The 23,201-nt window shown below is 61.8% G+C and carries 17 protein-coding genes and 1 riboswitch; of the genes, 15 read left to right on the plus strand and 2 right to left on the minus strand.

Going from position 1 to position 23,201, the window contains the following annotated elements; all coding sequences use genetic code 11:
- The first annotated feature begins 238 nt into the window (after positions 1-238).
- The 15 genes from RQH62_RS05210 to RQH62_RS05280 all read left to right on the plus strand — a co-directional run bounded on the left by RQH62_RS05210 (position 239) and on the right by RQH62_RS05280 (position 20,913).
- Positions 239-2,608 (plus strand): TonB-dependent receptor, encoded by a 2,370-nt coding sequence (locus tag RQH62_RS05210; RefSeq protein WP_311267688.1) that lies wholly within the window; start codon positions 239-241, stop codon positions 2,606-2,608.
- 17 nt (positions 2,609-2,625) lie between these two features.
- On the plus strand, positions 2,626-3,882 hold the full coding sequence (locus RQH62_RS05215; RefSeq protein WP_311267689.1) for an aminotransferase class V-fold PLP-dependent enzyme: 1,257 nt from the start codon (positions 2,626-2,628) through the stop codon (positions 3,880-3,882).
- 135 nt (positions 3,883-4,017) lie between these two features.
- Positions 4,018-4,240: riboswitch (cobalamin riboswitch) on the plus strand.
- A 381-nt stretch (positions 4,241-4,621) separates the two neighbouring features.
- Entirely contained in the window at positions 4,622-5,617 is a 996-nt protein-coding gene (locus tag RQH62_RS05220; RefSeq protein ID WP_311268099.1) for a DUF1852 domain-containing protein, read from the plus strand.
- A 26-nt stretch (positions 5,618-5,643) separates the two neighbouring features.
- Positions 5,644-6,672: a methionine synthase gene (locus RQH62_RS05225; protein WP_311268100.1), complete on the plus strand. Its 1,029-nt coding sequence runs from the start codon at positions 5,644-5,646 to the stop codon at positions 6,670-6,672.
- A 433-nt stretch (positions 6,673-7,105) separates the two neighbouring features.
- Positions 7,106-9,724 carry a Fe/S-dependent 2-methylisocitrate dehydratase AcnD gene (gene acnD, locus RQH62_RS05230; protein ID WP_311267690.1) on the plus strand — a complete coding sequence of 873 codons (2,619 nt, stop codon included), beginning with the start codon at positions 7,106-7,108 and terminating at the stop codon, positions 9,722-9,724.
- A complete protein-coding gene (prpF, locus tag RQH62_RS05235) occupies positions 9,724-10,920 on the plus strand; it encodes a 2-methylaconitate cis-trans isomerase PrpF (RefSeq protein WP_311267691.1) in 1,197 nt (398 codons plus the stop codon). Before acnD ends, prpF begins: the two co-directional genes overlap by 1 nt.
- The gene (locus RQH62_RS05240) at positions 10,917-11,222 is read left to right on the plus strand and encodes a hypothetical protein (RefSeq protein ID WP_311267692.1); all 306 of its coding nucleotides are present in this window, start codon (positions 10,917-10,919) and stop codon (positions 11,220-11,222) included. Before prpF ends, RQH62_RS05240 begins: the two co-directional genes overlap by 4 nt.
- The gene (prpC, locus tag RQH62_RS05245; RefSeq protein WP_311267693.1) at positions 11,219-12,376 is read left to right on the plus strand and encodes a 2-methylcitrate synthase; all 1,158 of its coding nucleotides are present in this window, start codon (positions 11,219-11,221) and stop codon (positions 12,374-12,376) included. Before RQH62_RS05240 ends, prpC begins: the two co-directional genes overlap by 4 nt.
- A 9-nt stretch (positions 12,377-12,385) precedes the next feature.
- Entirely contained in the window at positions 12,386-13,306 is a 921-nt protein-coding gene (gene prpB, locus RQH62_RS05250) for a methylisocitrate lyase (RefSeq protein WP_311267694.1), read from the plus strand.
- 110 nt (positions 13,307-13,416) lie between these two features.
- Positions 13,417-16,095: an aconitate hydratase AcnA gene (gene acnA / locus RQH62_RS05255; RefSeq protein ID WP_311267695.1), complete on the plus strand. Its 2,679-nt coding sequence runs from the start codon at positions 13,417-13,419 to the stop codon at positions 16,093-16,095.
- A 127-nt stretch (positions 16,096-16,222) separates the two neighbouring features.
- Positions 16,223-17,623, plus strand: a complete 1,401-nt coding sequence (locus RQH62_RS05260) for a short-chain fatty acyl-CoA regulator family protein (protein ID WP_311267696.1) — start codon at positions 16,223-16,225, stop codon at positions 17,621-17,623.
- Positions 17,624-17,769: 146 nt separating this feature from the next.
- Positions 17,770-18,654: a LysR family transcriptional regulator gene (locus RQH62_RS05265; protein ID WP_311267697.1), complete on the plus strand. Its 885-nt coding sequence runs from the start codon at positions 17,770-17,772 to the stop codon at positions 18,652-18,654.
- A gap of 124 nt (positions 18,655-18,778) precedes the next feature.
- Positions 18,779-19,750: an alpha/beta hydrolase gene (locus tag RQH62_RS05270; protein WP_311267698.1), complete on the plus strand. Its 972-nt coding sequence runs from the start codon at positions 18,779-18,781 to the stop codon at positions 19,748-19,750.
- A 63-nt stretch (positions 19,751-19,813) separates the two neighbouring features.
- Positions 19,814-20,443, plus strand: coding sequence for a pyridoxamine 5'-phosphate oxidase family protein (locus tag RQH62_RS05275; protein WP_311267699.1), 630 nt, complete (start codon positions 19,814-19,816; stop codon positions 20,441-20,443).
- Positions 20,443-20,913, plus strand: a complete 471-nt coding sequence (locus RQH62_RS05280; protein ID WP_311268101.1) for a nuclear transport factor 2 family protein — start codon at positions 20,443-20,445, stop codon at positions 20,911-20,913. Before RQH62_RS05275 ends, RQH62_RS05280 begins: the two co-directional genes overlap by 1 nt.
- Before the next feature lie 66 nt (positions 20,914-20,979).
- On the opposite strand, the gene RQH62_RS05285 is transcribed toward RQH62_RS05280, so the two are convergent.
- Both RQH62_RS05285 and RQH62_RS05290 read right to left on the minus strand, forming a co-directional pair.
- Positions 20,980-22,095, minus strand: coding sequence for an NAD(P)-dependent alcohol dehydrogenase (locus tag RQH62_RS05285; protein ID WP_311267700.1), 1,116 nt, complete (start codon positions 22,093-22,095; stop codon positions 20,980-20,982).
- Positions 22,096-22,151: 56 nt separating this feature from the next.
- Entirely contained in the window at positions 22,152-23,198 is a 1,047-nt protein-coding gene (locus RQH62_RS05290) for an aromatic ring-hydroxylating dioxygenase subunit alpha (protein WP_311267701.1), read from the minus strand.
- Positions 23,199-23,201 lie beyond the last annotated feature (3 nt).

A 23,201-nucleotide genomic window follows, 5' to 3' on the forward strand; every position in this document is an offset into this window, starting at 1 on the left:
GATTTAACTTCAATAATATACGCAACGCCACAAGAGCGCGGTTGTGTCAGGGTGAATGGCTCTAAAAGATCCCATCTGATCAGACTGCGCGATCAACGCGCGATTGCGCCAGTCCATGAGCCTATAAATGCGCTGGGGACTGGTGCGTCAAAGATTTCCCATTGCTACACAGAATTGTCATCTGCCATCCCTATCGGCTCCAGCAGAACAAGAATCTGTCGCATCTGTGGGGACAATCATGAAATTTATGACCGCCAGCGCGCTTGTCGCGCTGCAATTTGCTGCGTGCTCTTTCGCTGCGGCTCAGGAAGTTGCGCCGGATGCAGACGGCGGTGGGGACGCGATCATCGTGACGGGTACACGCGATGCGAAGCGCACCAAGTTCGACGCGCTGGCGCCGATCGACGTCCTGTCCTCGAAGGCGATCGACGGCAGCGTATCCAACGACCTGTCCGATACGCTGGCCCAGTTGCTGCCGTCCTTCAATGTGCAGCGTCTTCCGGCGGCTGACGGCCAGGCCTTTGTGCGTCCCGCCACGCTGCGCGGCCTGTCCGCCGACCAGACACTCGTGTTGGTCAACGGCAAGCGTTATCATCGCTCCGCCTTGCTCGGTACGCGCGGCGCACAGTCGGCCGACCTTTCCACCATCCCCAATCTGGCGATCAAGCGGATCGAAGTGCTGCGCGATGGCGCATCGGCGCAATATGGGTCGGATGCTATCGCCGGTGTGGTCAACATCATCCTCGACGACCAGCCGGGCATGGAAGCCTATGGCCAGTTTTCGCAATATTATAAGGGCGACGGCACCACCTATCAGAGCGGCGCGCAGGGCGGTCTGGCGCTGGGCGATCGCGGCAGCATCGTCTTCACCGGCGAATTTTCCAAGTCCGACGCCACCTCGCGCACGCGCCAGCGGCCTGACGCCGCCGCGTTCCAGGCGGCCAACCCCAATCTCGACGTACCAGATCCGGTGCAACGCTGGGGCCAGCCCGACTTGCGCTCGGTACGCGCAGGCGTGAACGCCCATTATGATTTTTCCGATGCCGTCACCCTCTATGCCTTTGGCACGGCGGGCAATGGCGAGGGCGTAACCGACTTCAACTGGCGCAACCCTGCCAGCACGGCGAATGTCTATGGCAATAGTTCGGCCTTTCCCGGCTTCAACTTCGCCAGCCTCTATCCGGCTGGCTTCACCCCGCGTTTCGGCACCAAATATGATGATTATCAGGCCGACGCCGGCCTGCGTGGCGCGATCAGCGATCGCTTTACCTATGATGTTAGCGCGTCTTCCGGGCGCAGCCGCATCAATTACAATATGCAGGAATCGCTCAATGCGTCGATGGGGCCGGACAGCCCCACCAGCTTCTATCTGGGGCGCCTACGCCAGAGCGAGTTCAACCTGAATGCCGATTTCGTCTATCGTCTGCCGCTGGGGCTGGTCGAGCCGGCGAACATCGCCTTCGGCGCCGAACGCCGCAAGGAAAGCTACGGCATCCGTCCGGGTGATCCGGCCTCCTATGCGATCGGTGCGGGTGCCGCGACCGGGCTTGCCCCCAACAGCAACGGCTTCCCCGGTTTCAGCCCGCTCAATGCCGGTGAATGGTCACAGACCAGCTATGCCGGCTATGTCGATGTCGAAGTGCGTCCGATCGAGGCGGTGACGCTGGGCGCGGCCGGTCGCTACGAAGATTTCTCGGCCTTTGGCAATACCTTCAACTACAAGCTGTCGGCCCGGTTCGAGCCGGTGAAGGGCGTGGCCCTGCGTGGCACCTACTCCACCGGCTTCCGCGCCCCGACCCCGGCACAGCTCAACGCGGTCAACACCAGCCAGGGGCTGGACACGACCACGATGCAGATCTTCAACACCGGCCGCCTGTCGCCCAGCGATCCGATCGCGATCGCTCTGGGTGCCAAGCCGCTGACTCCGGAAAAGTCGCGCACCATCACGGCGGGCCTGACGTTCCAGTCGGATTTCGGCCTGACCGGCAGCATCGATCTCTATCAGATCAAGCTGCGGGATCGCTTCGGCCAGTCGCGCACCTTCGCCGTGCCGTCGACATTGCCCAATCCGCAGCGCTTCACCTCCGTCACCTATTTCACCAACGACTTCGACACTCGCACGCGCGGCATCGATGTGGTGCTGGCCTACACGAAACAGGTGGGGCCGGGCACGGCCGACATCAGTCTGGCCTACAATTACAATCAGACCAAGGTGACGAGCGGTACGTCGGCGGCGATCGCCAACGAGAGCCAGCGCATCGTCTTCGAGGAGCGGCTGCCCAAGCATAATGGTACCGCCTCGCTCGGCTATACGCTGGGCAAGTTCGGCCTACAGGGCCGGGCGCGCTACTACGGCGCCTGGACCGATGTCAGCGGCAATGCCACCGGCGACCTGTTCCAGCGCTTCGGATCGATGATATTGTTTGACCTGTCGGCCAGCGTGCAGGTCACGCCCAATATCTCGATCCGGGGCGGCGCAGAAAATATCTTCAACAGCTATCCTGACGAGGCGACCAACCAGGCGGTGCGCGGTCTGATCTATTCGCGCAACGCGCCCTATGACACGGATGGCGGCCAATATTATGTCCGCTTGGGCCTGACCTTTTGATCGGCTAGACACGGGACATGGATATCAGCCGCAGGCAGATGATGATCGGGGCGGCAGCCGTGCCGGTTGCAGGGCGAGCCGCCGCCCTGCCGACCGGTCCGGCCAAGCCCGACGATGAACATTATTGGGCCGGCATCGCCGCCCAATATGATGTCACCCGCGACGTCATTCAGCTGGAAAATGGCAATTGGGGCATGATGGCCCGGTCCGTGCTGGAACGCTATGAGGCGGCAGTGCGCCGGGTCAATCGCGAGACCAGCTATTATGCCCGGCGCGGCCTGACCCCCGACCTGATTGCCGTGCGCGATCGGGTCGCGGCAAAGATGGGCGTCGCGCCGCAGGAAATCGCCTTCACTCGCAATGCGACCGAGGCGCTGAAGGCGCTGATCGGCGGCTATAACCGGCTGCGGCCCGGCGACGCTGTCCTTCATGCCGATCTCGATTATGACAGCATGCAGGCATGTTTCGATACGCTCAGGCATAGTCGGGGCGTAGATGTGGTGCGGATCGCGCTGCCCGAACCAGCTACATATCAGGGACTGATCGACGCCTATGAGGCGGCGTTGAAGGCCAATCCGAAAATCCGCCTGATCCTGCTCACTCATCTGAGCCATCGCACGGGTCTGGTCATTCCGGTGAAGGAGATCGTAGCGATGGCGCGTGCGCGCGGTGTCGATGCGATCGTCGATGCGGCGCATAGCTGGGGCCAGCTGGATTTTCGGTCGGCCGACCTCGACGCGGATTTTATCGGTTTCAACCTGCATAAATGGTGGGGCGCGCCGCTGGGCGTAGGCGTGATCTATATCCGCAAGGACAAAATAGATTTTATCGACCCGGATAGTGCCAACAGCCCGCCCTTGCCCGCCACGACTTATTCGCGGGTACATACTGGCACGGTCGATTTCGCAGCTCAGTTGACGGTGCCGGCCGCACTCGATTTCCAGGATGCAATCGGCGACGCTGCCCGCGCGGCACGGCTGCGCCATCTTCGCGACTTGTGGGCGGAGAAATTACGCGGGACGAAAGGGCTGGAGATATTGACGCCGGCTGATCCGCGACTGCACGGCGGTATCACCTCCTTCCGCCTGGTTGGGCGCAGCACTGTGCAGGATAATATGGCGATCGCCAAAAGGCTGCTCGATGAACATCGAATCTTTACAGTGCATCGGGACGGGCCAGCCCAAGGTGCCTGTGTGCGCGTCACGCCAGCCTTGTTCAATAGTGCTTCAGATATTGCTGCATTGGAAAAAGCCATCCGCTCGATACTGGCCTGATCGGTGAATCAGGCGAATCCTGGCAAGACCGATCCTGTTCATTCCCGCACATATCGGGCCTGAGAAGCCGTTATTCCGCAGCAAGAGCCATATAAAGATTTCTTTATATGGCTCTTGACAGGGGGAGTGGGATGTGTTGAAAGACACCGTCAAGGTTCCCCGCTTCAGGCATGACGGCGGGGCTAAGACGGGAAGCCGGTGGTGCCTTCAGGGGCAGAGTCCGGCGCTGCCCCCGCAACTGTAAGCGGCGAGTGGCGGTTCCATTGTGTGTCACTGAGCTTCGCACAAGGCTTGGGAAGACCGGAACCACCGCGATGACCCGCAAGTCAGGAGACCTGCCTTCGGCGTCATAACGTTCCTCGGACGGGGGTTCCTCCGGTGGATCGCGCTCGAAGCGTGGCCCGTAGTCTATGTGCCGTCCGGGCCACTCAGGCCTTGCGCGTTCTTCCTTCGATCCTTCCGCCCGGCCAAAGCAGGTGATCGGTCGATGTTTGCAATCCTATCCCGTTCCTTCGCCCATCAACGAATGCGTCCGCGCGCCGTGTCGTCGGGCTGAGCCCGGCCTGACGCGGCGCGCCGCAGATTCCACACCGATTCCCAATCTCAACAACGGACGGCACTTGCGCCGGACCGAAGGACGCCTCGCATGCCCGCAACCCGCACCAGCCTCACCCTCCCACATTTTGCCTCCGACGCGCCGCTGTCGTCCGAGATCAGCCGGCCTTCAGGAAAATCCACCATGACAGAAGACGATCTCACATTCGCCGTCAGTAGCATTCGCTTTGACGAGAATTATCGTCCCTCTGATAACACGCGCATCACGACGAACTTCGCTAACCTGGCCAGAGGCGAACATCGTCAGGAAAACCTGCGTAACGCTGTCAATATGATCAACAACCGCTTCAACGACCTGGCGAACTGGGACAATCCGGAGGGAGATCGCTACAGCGTCCAACTCGATATCATTTCAGTCGAGATGCACATTGCCACCGGCGCCCGCGACTCCTTCCCGATGATCGAGATTCTCAGGACGAGCATCCTCGACCGGAAAACCGATACGCGTATTGACGGCATCGTCGGGAATAACTTCTCCTCCTATGTGCGTGATTATGACTTCAGTGTGCTATTGGCAGAACACAACAAAGGACGGGCCGCCTTCGCTACGCCGGACGGTTTTGGCGATCTGCACGGCAATTTGTTCCGGCATTTCCTGACTTCGTCTGCGTACAAGGAAAATTTCAGGAAGCCTCCCGTCATCTGTCTGAGTGTATCGAGCAGCAAGACCTATCATCGCACGGAAAACCGCCATCCCATATTAGGGATCGAATATCGGCAGAGTGAATATTCTTCGACCGACGAGTATTTCGGCAAGATGGGCCTGAAGGCACGTTATTTCATGCCATGCGGCAGCGTGGCACCGATGGCCTTCTACTTCATTGGCGACCTGCTGAGCGATTACACCAACCTCGAGCTCATCGGGACCATCAGCACGATGGAATCGTTCCAGAGGATCTACCGACCGGAAATCTACAACGCCAATTCGGCGGCAGGGAAATGCTTCCGGCCCAGCCTGAGCCATCAGGACTTTTCGTCCACTCGGATCGTCTACGACCGCGAAGAGCGCAGCCGTCTCGCCATCGAGCAGGGCAAGTTCGCGCAAGAGCATTTCATCAAGCCGTATCAGGCCGATCTGGACCGATGGTCCGCGAGCTTCAGTTCCAGCCACACCCTTTGATAAGACAGAACACAAGGTCATCCATCATGAAAAGACTGTTGCCCACTTCGACCGCCGGCAGCCTGCCCAAACCCTCCTGGCTTGCAGAGCCCGAGAAACTCTGGTCGCCCTGGAGGCTGGAAGGCGAGGAACTGACCGCCGGCAAGCAGGATGCCCTGCGCCTCGCCGTGGACGATCAGCGGCAGGCAGGCATCGACATCGTCGGCGATGGCGAACAGACCCGCCAGCATTTCGTCACGACGTTCATCGAACATCTGAGCGGTGTCGATTTCGAGAAGCGCGAAACCGTGAGAATCCGCAATCGCTACGATGCCAGCGTGCCGACCGTGGTGGGCGCGGTTGCGCGCCCGAAGCCGATCTTTGTCGAGGATGCCGGGTATCTGCGGGCGCAGACCGATCAGCCGATCAAGTGGACGCTGCCGGGTCCGATGACGATGATCGACACGCTCTACGACGCCCATTACCGCAGCCGCGAGAAACTCGCCTGGGAATTCGCCACGATCCTCAATCAGGAGGCCAGGGAGTTGGAGGCGGCGGGCGTCGACATCATCCAGTTCGACGAACCCGCCTTCAACGTCTTCTTCGAAGAGGCCAACGACTGGGGGATCGCCACGCTGGAGAGGGCCATCGAAGGGCTGAAATGCGAAACGGCCGTCCACATTTGTTACGGGTATGGCATCAAGGCGAATACGGACTGGAAGAAGACCCTGGGATCGGAATGGCGGCAATATGAGCAGACCTTCCCCAATCTTCAGAAGTCGAAGATCGATATCATCTCGCTGGAATGCCACCACTCCCGCGTGCCGCTTGACCTCATAGAACTTATCCGCGGCAAGAAGGTGATGGTCGGGGCGATTGACGTTGCAAGCGACACCATCGAGACGCCAGAAGAGGTGGCGGATACCCTGCGCAAGGCTTTGCAGTTTGTGGATGCGGACAAGCTCTACCCTTCCACCAATTGCGGCATGGCTCCGTTGTCCCGTAATGTGGCCTGGGGCAAGTTGAAAGCACTGGGCGCTGGTGCGCAGATCGTCAGAGAAGAACTCATCGCCTGACGCTTCGCTGGCGCATACGCCGCGCATGCTGGCACACCTGCGAGGGCCTGTCCTGGGGGCGGGCCCTTTGGCGTATGGCCCACACCGAATTCGTAACATTCGCAGGTTTGCAGCGAAGGCCTTCGCAACCCTCCTTCCATCTGGCTCGCGCAGGGCAGTTCGTCGAACTGCACACATATGTGGTTCGAAAATACTCGTCGCTGGCGGTCGAGGTGTAGATGACCGCCGAGGGCCTCGTTAGCGTCTAACGCTCCGAGGCGGGAAAGGCCGTTTCGAGATGGTCTGCGTGGACGATCACGGCAAATCCCGGCCCATCCGCTAATGCGCAGCCGTGACCTGTATTCGCTAAGTTCGCAAATTTGCAGAAATTCGTCCGCAAGTCTTCGCCAATTCAGCCATTTTCATCACCGGCAACGTTGCCGATAACAGGGCTATGAACGACGCCTATCGCAAGCCTTTTCCCGGAAGCACCGTCGACTATTTCGACACCCGCGCTGCCATCGATGCCATTCGCTCTGGCGCTTACGACGGCCTTCCTTACGTCTCTCGCGTGCTGGCCGAGCAGTTGGTGCGCCGCTGCGACCCTGCGCTGCTGACTGATGCGCTGACCCAAATCGTCGATCGCAAGCGCGTTCTCGACTTTCCTTGGTATCCGGCGCGTGTGGTATGTCATGACATCCTGGGTCAGACCGCGCTGGTCGATCTCGCGGGCCTTCGCGATGCGATCGCCGATCAAGGTGGGGATCCGGCCAGGGTCAATCCGGTAGTGCCGACGCAACTGATCGTCGACCATTCGCTCGCGGTGGAATATGGCGGCTTCGATCCGGCTGCCTTCGACAAGAATCGCGCGGTCGAGGATCGCCGCAACGAGGACCGCTTCCACTTCATCGAATGGACCAAAAGCGCCTTCGAGAACGTCGATGTTATCCCGGCTGGCAACGGCATCATGCACCAGATCAATCTGGAGAAGATGTCGCCTGTCATCCAGGTGCGCGACGGCGTGGCTTTCCCGGACACCTGTGTCGGCACAGACAGCCATACGCCGCATATCGACGCGCTGGGCGTCATCGCCATTGGCGTCGGCGGGCTGGAGGCTGAAACGGTGATGCTCGGTCGCGCTTCGATGATGCGTCTGCCCGATATCGTCGGCGTACGCCTTACCGGTTGTCGCAAGCCGGGAATCACCGCCACTGACATCGTTCTCGCCATCACCGAATTCCTGCGCAAGGAACGGGTCGTTGGTGCCTGGATCGAGTTCTTCGGGGAAGGCGCCGAAAGCCTCTCCGTCGGCGACCGCGCGACGATCTCCAACATGTGCCCGGAATATGGCGCCACCGCTGCGATGTTCCATATCGACAGCCAGACGATCGGCTATCTGCTGCTCACCGGCCGCGATCCCGATCATGTCCGTCTGGTCGAGGACTATGCGAAGCTGACCGGCCTGTGGGCCGACGATCTTCGCAATGCCCAATATGAGCGAGTGCTGGAGTTCGACCTTTCGACCGTCGTACGCAACATGGCCGGGCCTTCCAATCCGCACCGCCGCCTGCCGACCTCGGCGCTGGAAAAGCGCGGCATCGCCGTCGATCTCGGCAAGGCGGTCGAACAGGAGCGCAAAGGGCTGCTTCCCGATGGCGCCGTCATTATCGCCGCGATCACCAGTTGTACCAACACGTCCAACCCGCGCAATGTCGTGGCGGCGGGTCTGGTCGCGAAGAAGGCTAATGCGCTGGGCCTCATCCGCAAGCCGTGGGTGAAAAGTTCTTTCGCGCCGGGATCGAAGGTAGCACGGCTCTATCTGGAAAAATCCGGCCTGCTGCCTGAATTGGAGAAGCTGGGCTTTGGCATTGTCGCCTTTGCCTGCACCACCTGCAACGGCATGTCCGGCGCGCTCGATCCGGCGATCCAGAACGAGATTGTCGAACGTGATCTCTACACCACCGCCGTGCTTTCGGGGAATCGCAACTTCGACGGGCGCATCCATCCCTACGCCAGGCAGGCGTTCCTTGCATCGCCACCACTGGTGGTCGCCTATGCGATCGCAGGCACCATGCGCTTCGATATCGAGAATGACGTCCTGGGTGTGGTGGACGGCAGGGACATCCGACTCGCCGACCTGTGGCCCACCGACGAGGAGATTGATATGATCGTCTCTGCCTCGGTGAAGCCCGAACAGTTCCGCGAAGTCTACGACCCGATGTTCGCGCCACGCGGGCGTAGCGAGGCCAGCCCGCTCTATGACTGGCGCCCGCAATCCACCTATATTCGCCGCCCGCCATACTGGGATACCGAAGGCGTCGGCGCGTTGGCGGCGTTCCCGCGCACGCTTAAGGCCATGCGTCCCTTGGCGATCCTGCCCGACAACATCACCACGGACCACCTCTCGCCTTCGAACGCGATCCTCGCCAGCTCGGCGGCGGGTGAATATCTCGCACGGATGGGACTGCCCGAAGAAGACTTCAACTCCTACGCGACCCATCGCGGCGATCACCTGACCGCCATGCGCGCCACGTTCGCCAATCCGCAGCTGGTCAACGAGATGGCCGTGGTAGACGGCGCGGTGAAGAAGGGCTCGCTCGCCCGCGTTGAACCGGAAGGCAAAGTCATCCGGATGTGGGAGGCGATCGAAACCTATCTGGAACGCCGCCAGCCGCTGATCATCGTGGCCGGGGCCGATTACGGCCAGGGCTCCTCGCGAGACTGGGCGGCCAAGGGCGTGCGGCTTGCCGGCGTGGAAGCGATCGTCGCCGAAGGATTCGAGCGCATCCACCGCACCAACCTGATCGGAATGGGTGTGCTGCCGCTGGAGTTCCAGCCCGAGATCACGCGTCTGACGCTCGGTCTTGACGGCGCCGAGACTTATGACGTCGAAGGCGAGCGCTATCCGCGCGCTACGTTGACGCTGGTGATCCGCCGAGCCGATGGCATGGTGACGAAAATACCCGTGACCTGCCGTCTCGATACGGCAGAGGAAGTCTCGATCTACGAGGCGGGCGGCGTGTTGCAGCGCTTTGCCGCCGATTTCCTCGCCTCAGAAGCCGGAGCCGTGTGATGGTACAGATCGCGATCCCCGCCACTTACATGCGCGGTGGCACCAGCAAGGGGGTGTTCTTCCGTCTGGAAGACTTGCCCGAAGCCGCGCGCGTTCCCGGCGCTGCCCGTGACCGCCTGTTCCAGCGCGTGATCGGCAGCCCCGATCCCTACGGTGCGCAGATCGACGGGATGGGCGGCGCCACCTCCAGCACCAGCAAATGCGTGATCCTTTCGCCCAGTAGTCGCGAAGGACATGATGTGGACTATCTCTACGGGCAAGTCTCCATCGACACTGATTTCGTGGACTGGTCGGGCAACTGCGGCAATCTATCGACCGCTGCCGGGGCCTTCGCAATCCATGCTGGCTATGTCGATGCCGGACCTGACGGCGTGCGCACCGTGCGCATCTGGCAGGCCAATATCGGCAGGACGATCATCGCCCATGTGCCGGTCAGCGGTGGCGAGGTGTTGGAAACCGGCGACTTTGAGCTGGACGGCGTGACTTTCCCCGCCGCTGAGATCGTGCTGGAATTCGTTGATCCCGCTGATGAAGGTGGGGATGGCGGCGCCATGTTCCCGACCGGCAATCTGGTCGATGAACTCGACGTGCCCGAAAACCTCGTTGCAGGCGGGAAGCTGAAGGCCACGTTGATCAACGCCGGTATCCCGACGATCTTTGTCGATGCCGAGGCCATCCGCTACACCGGCACCGAACTGCGCGAGGCGATCAACGGCGATGCAGCCGCGCTGGCGCGGTTCGAGGCGCTGCGCACGATCGGCGCGCTGAAGATGGGGCTCATCGGAACGCCAGACGAAGCTGCGAGGCGCCAGCATACACCGAAAATCGCTTTTGTCGCCCCGCCCGTCGATCATGTCACATCAAGTGGCAAGACCGTCCTCGCAGGGGAAATCGACCTGCTCGTCCGCGCACTGTCGATGGGCAAGCTGCACCATGCGATGATGGGCACCGCCTCGGTCGCCATCGCCGCGGCCGCCGCCGTGCCCGGCACGCTGGTCAATCTCGCGGCAGGTGGCGGAGAGCGCCGGGCCGTTACTTTCGGTCACCCCTCCGGCACTTTGCGTGTCGGTGCCGAGGCTCGGCAGGCCCAAGGCCAGTGGACAGTCACCAAGGCGGTCATGAGCCGCAGCGCCCGCATCCTGATGGAAGGGCGCGTCCGCGTACCTGCCGAAGTTTGCAAAGGGACCAAGGAATGATCGCCAGCCGTCCCGAAAAGGGCCTCGATCTGTTGGGCTTGATGGTCAGCGCTGCGGCAGAGAGCGCCTCCGCGCATCTGCCCGGCATGATCCGCTTCGCCAAGTGCGAACAGGTTCGGTTGAACGAAGGTTTTGCCACTCCCGACGTCGATCTCGAAACCTGGTCGGTCAGCGCCGATCATCAGGCGATCGTCGTCTCTGTCTTCGCCACCGCGCCGCAACATGGTGGTGGCCGCACCACAGCGGCCAGCGGTCGCTTCACTTTCACCACGCTCACGCAAAAACGGGAATACGCTGCATGAACGCCGAGACTCCCTTCAAGCCCAAAAAGTCCGTGGCCCTCTCGGGCATCGCTGCCGGCAACACCGCGTTGTGCACCGTCGGCAAGACCGGCAACGACCTGCATTACCGCGGCTACGACATCCTCGAATTCGCTGAAACGGCCGAGTTTGAAGAGATTGCTCATTTGCTGGTTCACGGTGAACTGCCGACCGCGCCACAGCTTGCGGCCTACAAGACCAAACTCAAGGGCCTGCGCGGGTTGCCGCATTCGGTGAAGGCCGCGCTGGAGGCGATCCCTGCCGCCGCGCATCCGATGGACGTGATGCGATCGGGCGTCTCGGCACTCGGTTGCGTACTGCCTGAAGCGCACGACCATAATCTGCCCGACGCGCGCGACATTGCCGATCGGCTGATGGCCTCGCTCGGCTCGATCCTGCTCTACTGGTATCACTTCGCCCACCATGGTCGCCGGATCGAGGTGGAAACCGATGACGACAGCATCGGCGGCCATTTCCTCCACCTGCTGCACGGCAAGCCAGCCCCGGAAAGCTGGGTGCGCGCGATGCATACCTCGCTGATCCTCTATGCCGAGCATGAGTTCAACGCCTCGACCTTCACCGCGCGGGTGATCGCGGGTACCGGATCGGACATGTATTCGTGCATCGCCGGCGCCATCGGCGCGCTGCGCGGTCCCAAGCACGGCGGGGCGAACGAAGTCGCCTATGAGATTCAGAAGCGCTACGCGACTGCCGATGACGCCGAGGCCGATATCCGCCGCCGGGTGGAGGCCAAGGAAGTGGTGATTGGCTTCGGCCATCCGGTCTACACGATCTCCGACCCGCGCAACGTCGTCATCAAGCGCGTCGCCAAGAGCCTTGCCGATGAAGCCGATGCCCAGCGCCAGTTCTCGGTCGCGGAGCGGATCGAGAGCGTCATGTGGGACGTGAAGACCATGTTCCCCAATCTCGACTGGTTCTCGGCAGTGTCCTATAACCTGATGGGCGTGCCGACCGCGATGTTCACCCCGCTCTTCGTGATCGCCCGCACCTCGGGATGGGCCGCGCATGTGATCGAGCAGCGCGTGGACAACAAGATCATCCGCCCCTCGGCCAACTACACCGGCCCCGAGAACCTGACTTTCGTGCCGCTCGCCCAGCGCAGCGAAGCGGCATAAGGAGAACCCATGCCCTATCTTCTCGCTGACGACCTTCCAACTGAATCTGCCGGCAAGCGCTTCCGCGCAGCGCTGGCGCGTCCGGGCATCTATCGTCTCCCCGGCGCGCACAACGGGCAGGCCGCGATCCAGGCGCGGGGTGCCGGGTTCGATGGCCTGTACCTTTCAGGCGCGGCGATGACCGCCTCGATGGGCCTGCCCGACCTTGGCATCATCACCGTGGACGAGGTGGCATTTTTCATCCGCCAGATCGTCCGCTCATCCGGCCTGCCGCTGCTGGTTGACGGCGATACCGGCTATGGCGAGGCGCTCAACGTCATGCACATGGTCCGCACCTTCGAGGACGCAGGTGCAGGTGCGGTCCACCTGGAGGATCAGATCCTGCCCAAGAAATGTGGACATCTGAACGGCAAGGCGCTCGTCTCGCCTGCCGACATGGCTGCCAAGGTCGCTGCCGCGAAGAAGGCGAGCCGCGACATCGTCATCGTCGCGCGCACCGATGCCGCCGGGGTCGAAGGCTTCGACGCTGCTATCGCGCGCGCTCAGCTATACGTCGAGGCCGGTGCCGATGCGATCTTTCCCGAAGCGCTCAATACCCGTGAGATGTTAGAGAAGTTCGCGGCTGAAATGCCCGGTGTGCCACTGCTCGCCAACATGACTGAGTTCGGCAAGACCCCGTTCTACACGGCCGACGAGTTCGAGGCTATGGGGTACAAGATGGTAATCTGGCCAGTATCGTCGTTGCGCGTCGCAAACAAGGCGCAGGCCCTGCTTTACGCCGCGATTGCCAGGGATGGCGGCGCGCATGCCATGGTTGATGCCATGCAGACCCGTGCCGAACTCTACGATACCATCGGCCTTCACGACTATGAACAACTCGATGCATCGATCGTCAAGACGATCGTGCCCGAGGCAATCCCGCAGGTCTGAACTCCTTCTGGCCGACTGGATTACGGCGCTAGGACAGTCTTTCGATCTCCACCGGTCGGAAGACCGTCCGTTGACGCGCCCAATAAAGACACGATCACAGGATCACCCCCATGACCGCAACCGGGAACGACTCCCTGCGCGTGCGCGCCTCCCTGACCGTAGAAGGTCAGGACTATGCCTACTACAGCCTCGCTCGCGCGGCCGAGCAACTGGGTGATATCAGCCGGTTGCCGTTCAGCCTCAAGGTGCTGCTGGAGAATCTGCTGCGCTTCGAGGACGGCGCCTCGGTCACGGTGGACGATATTCGCGCGCTCGTCGAATGGCAGGTCGAGCGCCGCTCCACCCGTGAAATCCAATACCGCCCGGCCCGTGTGCTGATGCAGGACTTCACCGGCGTGCCCTGTATCGTAGACCTCGCTGCCATGCGCGACACGATGAATCGCTGGGGTGCTGATGCAGCGCGGATCAACCCGCAAGTACCGATCCATCTCGTCATAGACCACTCGGTCATGGCCGACGCTGCAAGCAGCCCCGATGCCTTCGCGCGTAACGTCGAGATCGAATATGAGCGCAATGCCGAGCGCTACGCCTTCCTCAAATGGGGCGCGAGCACGCTCGACAACCTCAAGGTCGTGCCGCCCGGCACCGGTATCTGCCATCAGGTCAACCTGGAGCACATTGCGCAGACCGTATGGACTGGCGAGGATGCGGACGGGATCACACTGGCCTATCCCGATACATGCGTCGGCACCGACAGCCATACCACGATGGTCAGCGGCCTCGGTGTGCTCGGCTGGGGCGTGGGCGGCATTGAGGCCGAAGCCGCGATGCTGGGCCAGCCTGTATCGATGCTGATACCCGATGTGGTCGGTTTCCGCCTGTCCGGTGTGCTGCCCGAAGGCGTCACAGCGACCGACCTCGTCCTCACCGTCACGCAGATGTTGCGCAAGCATGGCGTGGTCGGCCGCTTCGTCGAGTTCTGCGGCCCTGGCCTCGATGGCCTGCCGCTGGCCGACCGTGCCACCATCGCCAATATGGCGCCCGAATATGGTGCGACATGCGGCTTCTTTCCGGTGGATGAGGCGACGCTGACATATCTGCGTCTCACCGGCCGCGATCCCGCGCGCGTCGCGCTGGTCGAGGCCTATGCCAGGGCACAGGGTCTATGGCGCGATGCCTCTGGCTCCGAGCCGGTTTTCACCGATCTGCTCGAACTCGATCTCGGCACCGTGCTCCCCTCGGTCGCCGGCCCGCGCCGTCCACAGGACCGTGTGCTTCTGAAGGACGCTGCCGAGGGCCTGCGTGCCGAACTGGCGTCGGGCTATGGCAAAGCCGAAGAACTGGACACGCGTGTGCCCGTCGCTGGCACTGCGTTCACTCTCGGTCACGGCGATATCGCCATTGCCGCGATTACCAGTTGCACGAACACCTCGAACCCCTCGGTCCTCGTCGCCGCCGGACTTGTCGCGCGAAAGGCGCGGGCGCTGGGCCTTTCGCCCAAGCCCTGGGTGCGTACCACGCTTTCGCCGGGCAGCCAGGTCGTCACCGACTATCTGGCCCGCTCGGGGCTTCAGGCGGATCTCGATGCGCTCGGTTTCGCGCTGACCGGCTATGGCTGCATGATCTGCATCGGCAATTCCGGTTCGCTCGACGCGTCGATCAGCGAGGCGATCCACGCCAACGGCCTCGTCACCGCCGCGGTGCTCTCGGGCAACCGGAACTTCGAAGGCCGCATCTCACCCGATGTCCGCGCGAACTATCTCGCTTCGCCGCCGCTGGTGGTCGCCTATGCGTTGCTGGGCAGCGTCGCGCACGACATCACCACCACACCGCTCGGCACCGGCAGCAATGGTCAGCCCGTTTATCTCAGGGACATATGGCCGACCAATGCCGAAGTCACCGCGACCATCGCCGCTTCGATTGATGCCGGGATGTTCGCCTCGCGCTATGCCGATGTTTACGACGGTGACGCGCGTTGGAAGGCGCTGGATGTAAAGGAAGGCACCACCTACGAATGGCCCGCATCATCCACCTATATCGCCGAGCCGCCTTTCTTCGAAGGACTGGAGCGTGAGCCTGCCCCGATAAGCGACATCGTTGCCGCGCGCTGTCTGGCCGTCTTCGGCGATTCCATCACCACCGACCACATTTCGCCCGCAGGCTCGATCAAAGCGAGTTCGCCAGCGGGACAGTGGTTGCAGGAGCATCAGGTGCTGCCGCAGGACTTCAACAGCTATGGCTGTCGGCGTGGCCACCACGAAATCATGATGCGCGGCACTTTCGCCAATATCCGCATCCGCAACGAGATGATGAACGGAATCGAGGGCGGAATGACCCTGTCGCACGGGGAGCCACTGCCGATTTACGAGGCCGCAATGCGTTACAAGGCCGCGAAAATACCTTTGGTCGTGCTTGCAGGTGCAGAATATGGCACCGGCTCATCACGCGACTGGGCAGCCAAAGGCACGGCGCTGCTGGGCGTGCGGGCGGTAATCGCCGAAAGTTTCGAGCGCATCCACCGGTCCAACCTTGTCGGTATGGGCGTCTTGCCACTTCAATTCACCGACGGCTCCACACGCAACAGCTTTTTCCGGCGCGGCGACGAGCGCTTCACCATCACTGGTCTCGCCGATCTGCAACCACGGCAGATCGTGACGGTCGAGGGAGAGTGGGCAGACGGGCTACGCTTCCACTTCAAAACGCTCTGCCGGATCGATACTGCCGATGAACTGCGCTATTTCTTGAACGGCGGTATACTTCCGTATGTTCTGAGAAGCTTGGCCGCCTGAAGCAGGTGAACGATTTTTCTCGACTATTCACGAAATCCGCATAAGATTTGCTGGAAAGATGGGCTATTTTGCGAAGATAATCTAATATTTCGCATCACATTTGCAAATCTTGCAAAACGGATAAGTTATGCGCAAAGCGTTTATGGGTGTGCGGCTGAGGCGCTTACGGGAAGAGCGCAGTCTCAAGCAGATTGAACTGGCCAGCGCGCTGGGCATTTCTGCAAGCTACCTGAATCAGCTGGAGCAAAATCAGCGCCCGTTGACCGTGCCGGTGTTGCTGAAGATCAATTCCGTGTTCGGCGTTGATGTGCAGCTTTTCTCCGAGGACGAAGAAGCACGGCTCATTACCGATCTGCGCGATGCTCTTTCGGATGGCACCGAATCCGTCTCGGTCGCCGAAGTGCGCGAACTTGCGCTGAACATGCCTGCGGTTGGCCGTACACTGGTCGCGCTCCATCGCCGCTATAGGGAAGCCGCAGAACGGTCTGAAGCGATGGCCGCCCAGCTAGGCGACGACTGGATATCCGGCGGCCCCGCCCGCATGCCTTTCGAGCAGGTCCGCGATTTTTTCTACGCACGGCATAACCATATTGAACCGCTCGATGAAGCCGCCGAACGCCTCTATCGCCACGCCGGACTTACGCCCCGCAACATCCAGGACGGCGTCTCCAAATGGTTGCGCGATGCACACGGCGTTGAAGTTGTGCGCGGCGATAGCGATACGACGCAGCGCCGCTACGATCCGCTGACCCGCACGCTGCATATCTCAGCCGACCTCAAGCCCGGCCAGCAGACCTTCCAGATGGCGACGCAACTTGCCTTCCTCGAACTGGGTGAAGATATCGACCGACTAGCTGACGATCGCATTCTTGCAGGTGAAGAGGCCCGACGCCTGGCGCGAGTGGGCCTTGCCAACTATTTCGCTGGCGCACTGATCCTGCCCTATTCCGATTTCCTGGCGGCGGCTGAGCAGGAGGCCTACGACATCGAGAAGTTGGGCCGCCGCTTCGGCGTGGGGTTCGAGACGGTTTGCCATCGGCTTTCCACACTACAGCGTGCGGACGCGCGCGGCGTGCCCTTTTTCTTCATCCGCGTCGACAGGGCGGGAAACATCTCCAAGCGCCAGTCGGCAACCGACTTCCACTTTTCGCGCGTTGGTGGCAGTTGTCCCCTGTGGAACGTCTATGAGGCTTTCGCCCAGCCCGGTCGTGTGCTCACGCAAGTCGCGCAGATGCCCGATGGACGCACTTACCTGTGGGTGGCGCGCACGGTCGGCAGCGGGAACGCGGGCTACGGCGTTCCAGGCAAGACGTTTGCGGTGGGATTGGGATGCGATATCCGCCACGCTTCGCGACTGATCTACTCTCGCGGACTGGACCTTGCTGACCCGGACATGGCGACGCCGATCGGTGCGGGGTGCAAGGTCTGTGAACGACCCAACTGCCTGCAACGGGCTTTCCCCCCGATCGGTCGCGCCGTGACGGTCGATGAGAACAGCAGCACGGCCACGCCCTATCCGGTCGAGTGACGGGATTGCACCGAAAGGAAGGGTCGCCATGCGTCGCGACATCGGTTCGGGATAGGATATCGGAAGATTGACCAGCCTATGGCATTCCGCGCACATCTTCGATGACAGGCTTTATATGGGAATAAGCGTTGGACCGTTGGCAGGCCATGAAGATATTCGTCCGCGTCGCGGAAACCGGCGGTTTTGCGGAAGCCGCGCGGCGACTGCATATGAGCCCGCCGGCGGTCACACGGGCGATTTCCGCGCTGGAGGATGAGATTGGCGTCCGGTTGCTGACCAGGACGACGCGATCGGTGAAGCTCACGGAGGCAGGCCGTGGCTATCTGGATGATTGCCGCCGCATATTGGCCGACATGGCGGAGGCGGATGCGGCGGCGGCGGGTGCTCACGGCAATCCTACCGGGACGCTGATTGTCACCGGCTCAGTGATTTTCGGGCAGATGTATGTGTTGCCGATCCTGCTCGATTATCTGGACCGTTTTCCGGCAGTAACCGGGCGCAGCCTGTTCGTCGATCGCCTGGTGAATATCGTGGAGGAAGGCATTGATGTGGCGGTTCGGATCGGACATCTGCCGGATTCGGGCCTCACCGCTATCCGGGTCGGTTCGGTGCGGCGGGTCATCTGCGGCGCACCAGCCTATTTTGATCGTCATCCCATCCCCCAAATCCCGGCCGACATTGCCCGACATCGCATCATTGGGCCAACCGGGGCATGGGCCTCGCCCGAATGGCATTTTGGGCCAGAGGGCAGGGCCAGCGTCACGGTCCACCCTCGATTATTCTGCAACACCAATGAAGCAGCGATCGCTGGCGCCGAGCAGGGCTGGGGGCTGACGCGCGTCCTGTCCTATCAGGTCGAGCCGGCGCTGGCGGCTGGCCGGCTGGTAACGGTGCTCGACGACCATATGGAAAGGCCGTTGCCGATCCATGTTGTTCATGCCGAAGGGCGGCGGGCGGCTGCCAAGGTGCGCAGTTTCGTGGATCTGGCGGTCGATCGGCTGCGGGCCAATGCGCTGTTCCAGTCGGCATGATCATAATTCCATTTTCAGGAATAATGATTTCCAGATTTGTCGAATTATCAGGTTTCACGGCAAGGATTACATCTGACTCCAGAAGCTGAAGCCGTTGCTCAGCGCCCCGAACAGGGTGGAGGACATGATGAAGACACTGGTTATTTCGATGTTGCTGGCGACCGCCGGTATCGCTTCCCCGAACGCTGCGATCGCCGCGCCCACCAGCACCGCCACGCAGGTCGCGCCCGCCACGATCCATTACCGCACGACCACGATCAATGGCGTGAAGATGTTCTATCGGGAAGCCGGCCCCGCCGATGGTCCGGTGCTGCTGCTGCTTCACGGCTTTCCGACATCGTCGCACATGTTCCGCAACCTGATCCCGCTGCTCGCCGACCGCTATCATGTGATCGCGCCGGACTATCCGGGCTTTGGCCAGAGCGATGCGCCCGACCATCGCCAGTTCACATACAGCTTCGGCCATTATGCTGACATGGTCGACGCGCTGATGGGCCAGTTGGGTGCCAAACGCTACGCCATGTATGTCATGGATTATGGCGCACCGGTCGGCTACCGTCTCGCCATCAAGCACCCCGAACGGGTCAGCGGACTCATCGTCCAGAATGGCAATGCCTATGAAGAAGGGCTCGGCGCCTTCTGGGATCCGGTCAAGGCCTATTGGAAGAGCGGATCGGCGAAGGATCGTGCCGCCCAGGAATGGGTTGTCGGCCTCGACGCCACCAAATTCCAATATACCGATGGCGTGCGGGATGTGTCGCGGATCAGCCCTGATAACTGGGTTCATGATCAAGCACTGCTCGACCGGCCGGGCAACAAGGATATCCAGCTCGACCTGTTCTACGATTATCGCACCAATGTTCCGCTCTATCCTGATTTCCAGGCCTTCTTCCGCGAACGCAAGCCGCCGACGCTGATCCTCTGGGGCAAGAATGACACCATCTTCCCTGAGCCCGGCGCCCATCCCTATAAGCGTGACCTGCCCGACGCGGAGATGCATATTTTCGACACCGGCCATTTCGCCCTGGAAGACAAGCTGGACGAGATGGCGCCGCTGATCCGGGATTTCCTCGATCGCAAGGTGGCTGCACGCTGATCCCCGCTCCGGGGCAGTGTCTCAACGACTGCCCCGGCTCTGACAGATGATAGGAGACGGACCATGTCCTATGGTTTTCTGGATATCGCCACGACGCCGAGCGTGCGCGCAGCACAGGCCGAGATGGGCGCAGATGCCCATTGGGCAGCCTTCAGCGGCAATCGTGCCTTTGATCGCTTCACCGCTAACGAAGCCCATTTCCTGGCGGCGCGCGACAGTTTCTACATGGGCACGGTGTCGGAAGATGGCTGGCCCTATGTCCAGCATCGCGGCGGCCCGGCGGGTTTCCTCAAGCTGGTCGATGACCGGACGCTGGCCTTTGCCGATTATCGCGGCAATCGCCAATATATCAGCACCGGCAACCTCGCTGCGAATGATCGGGCCTGTCTGATCCTGATGGACTATCCCCGCCGGGCGCGGCTCAAAATCTACGTCCATGTCGAAAAGCTGGCGCTCGATGCTGATCCGGCCCTCACCGATTTTGTCATGGACAAGAATTACAAAGCGCGTGCCGAACGCATCTTTCGGTTGCGGCTGGAAGCTTTTGACTGGAACTGCCCGCAGCATATCACGCCGCGCTTCACGGAGCGGGAAATCGAACAGGCAGTCCGGCCGCTCCATGAACGGCTGGCGGAACTGGAAGCCGACAACAGGACGTTGCAAGACCGCATCGCCAAATTGGGAGACGCATGATGGATACTCCAAGGCAACCCCTGCCGCCCTTCAGCCTGGAGAGCGCGATCGAGAAGATACGTCTGGCGGAAGATGGATGGAACAGTCGCGATCCGGCCAGGGTAGCCCAGGCCTATACGCCGCTCAGCCAGTGGCGGAACCGGGCCGAGTTCATCGAAGGTCGTTCGGCGATCATCGCCTTCCTGACGCGCAAATGGCAGCGCGAACTGGATTATCGGCTGATCAAGGAATTATGGGCCTTTCGCGACAACCGCATCGCGGTGCGCTTCGCCTATGAATGGCATGACGACAGCGGCAACTGGTTCCGTTCCTATGGCAACGAGAATTGGGAGTTCGACGAAAGCGGGCTGATGAGCCGGCGCCTCGCCTGCATCAACGATGCGCCGATCAATGCGGCGGAACGGAAATTCCACTGGACGCCGGGACGCCGGCCTGATGACCATCCGGGGCTGAGCGCACTCGGGCTATAGATGGTGATCTGCAACAAGGCCTTGTCCCGGATAGCGGCGTCCTGCCGGGACAAGGTGTTCGGACTGTCATTCCCTTCCGATACGCAGGACGGGTTTGACGACGCTCCCATTTTCGCTGGCTTCGATGGCCTGGTTGATGTCGTCGAGGGGGAAATGGGCGATCAGCCGGTCGAAGGGGAAATGTCCGGCGTGATAATGGTCCATCAGTTCGGGCAGGAAGGTCTGGAGGTCGCTGTCGCCGCCCAATATGCCCATGATCCGGCGCCCGCCACCCATCAGCGCGGCCTCGTTGAAGGTCAGCATGTCCGCCGGATCGGACGCGCCGACTAGGCCGGCTATGCCCATCGGCGCGAGCAGGGACACGGCCTGTTCGATCAGGCGGTTGATGCCGGTCGTGTCGAAGGCATAGGCAAGGCCCGCCGGACAGAGCGCACCGATGCGCGCGGCCACGTCGTCGCGGCCGTTGATCACATGCGATGCGCCCAGTTCCAGCGCAAGGTCGAGCCGGGCATCATGCAGGTCGATAGCGATGATGGGAAAGGCGCCGGCGATTTTGGCCGCCATGATCGCGGCCATGCCAACGGTTCCCGCGCCCCAGATCGCGATCGGCAGGCCGGCGCGCACCTTCATCGCCCGCAGCACGGCGCCCGCGCCGGTCATAAGCCCGCAGCCGATCGGGGCGAGGATGTCGAGCGGCACGCCATCCATGCTGTCTGGCACGCGGACGACATTGCGTTCATGGGCAATGGCATGGGTGGCAAATGCGGATTGGCCAAAGAAGTGGCCGTTCATCGGCGCGCCGTCATGGAACAGCGTCGGGCTGCCATCGGCACGGACGCCGGACCAGTTATGCTGGAAGAAGTCATAGCAATAGGTGGGGGCGTCGACCGTGCAGTTGGGGCAATGGCCGCAGGAGTTGAAGCTCATCACCACGCGGTCGCCGGGCCGGACGGCGGTGACGGCGCTGCCGACCGCCTCGACGATCCCGGCGCCTTCATGGCCCAGGACGATCGGCAGCGGGACCGGCAACTGCGCGTCGCGCACGGCCAGGTCGGTGTGACAGATACCGCAGGCCACGATCCGCACCCGCACTTCGTCCGGCCGGATATCGTCCAACCGGACCTCCTCAATCACGAAAGGCTGGTCCGCCCCGCGGCAGATGGCGGCTCTGGCAATGGTCATGAACGGCTGCTCCTATGTGGCTGTGTCAGGATCAAGGGTGAATTCGACTTAGCAGGCTAACATGCGGGTGCCGTCGGACAATCCTGACTCTTCATCAGTCGCTGGAAAAGCGTGATGGCGCGATCGGCGGTTGCGGGCCTGGGCAGGCGTGCCGGGTCGGCGTCGATGATGCGCTGCTGGGCCTCGATCATCAGCTTGTCCTCGCGAAAGGCGAGCGTTGCGGTGTCGATCATCACTTGTGCGATTACATCATCGCCGCACCGTGATCCCGGCCCCCAGCTATAATAATAGCGCGAAGTCCGCTCCCCGGTCGGCACCACTGCCTGGCTGGTAAAATTGTCGAACAGGACGGCATGGCCTTCGCCCGGTGCCGCCCCCTTGCACGCTTGCGCGGTACCGGCCGGATACATCGCGGTGTAGAGCAGGAAGACGCCGGGTAGCACGAAATCATAGCTGGTCCAGATGTCGACCCGATCATGGCGCGCTGCTTCACCCAGAGGCGGGATTGGCGGCGAATCCTCGATCCAGCGCGAAGATCGCACGCCTTCGGCGATACGCTCTATCCTGGGCCGGTTGCGGGACCAGGCCGCGTCCGCGCCGAAGCTGGCGGCGTGGACATAGGTCAGGTGGGTAAGGTCAAGCAGATTGTCGTTGATGAGTTGATAATTGGCATCATAGTCGAGTTGCCCGGTCTTCAATATCCAGGCCGGGTCGTCCAGTGCCTTGGACGAGGCGATGCGCGATGGATCGGCCCGGTCGGGATCGCCCATCCAGACCCAGACCCAGCTGTTCTTCTCGCACACCGGATAGGCCTGCACGCAAGTGCTCGGCGGGACGATATCCTGTCCCGGTATCTCGCGGCACTGCCCTGCCGCCTCGAACAGGAAACCATGATAAAGGCAGCGGATCGCGTTCCCCTCGACCCGGCCCATGGACAGGGGCGCAAGCCGATGGGCGCAGCGATCTTCCAGCGCGACCGGTGTGCCATCTTCGCGCCGGTACAGGACGACGGGTTCCCCCAGCAGCATCCGTTGGACAGGCGTCCGGCTTATGTCGTGGCTCCAACCAGCGACATACCAGCAGTTGCGGACCAGATTGGACATGGT

The sequence above is a fragment of the Sphingobium sp. WCS2017Hpa-17 genome, from assembly GCF_031843765.1.
GTDB lineage: Bacteria > Pseudomonadota > Alphaproteobacteria > Sphingomonadales > Sphingomonadaceae > Sphingobium.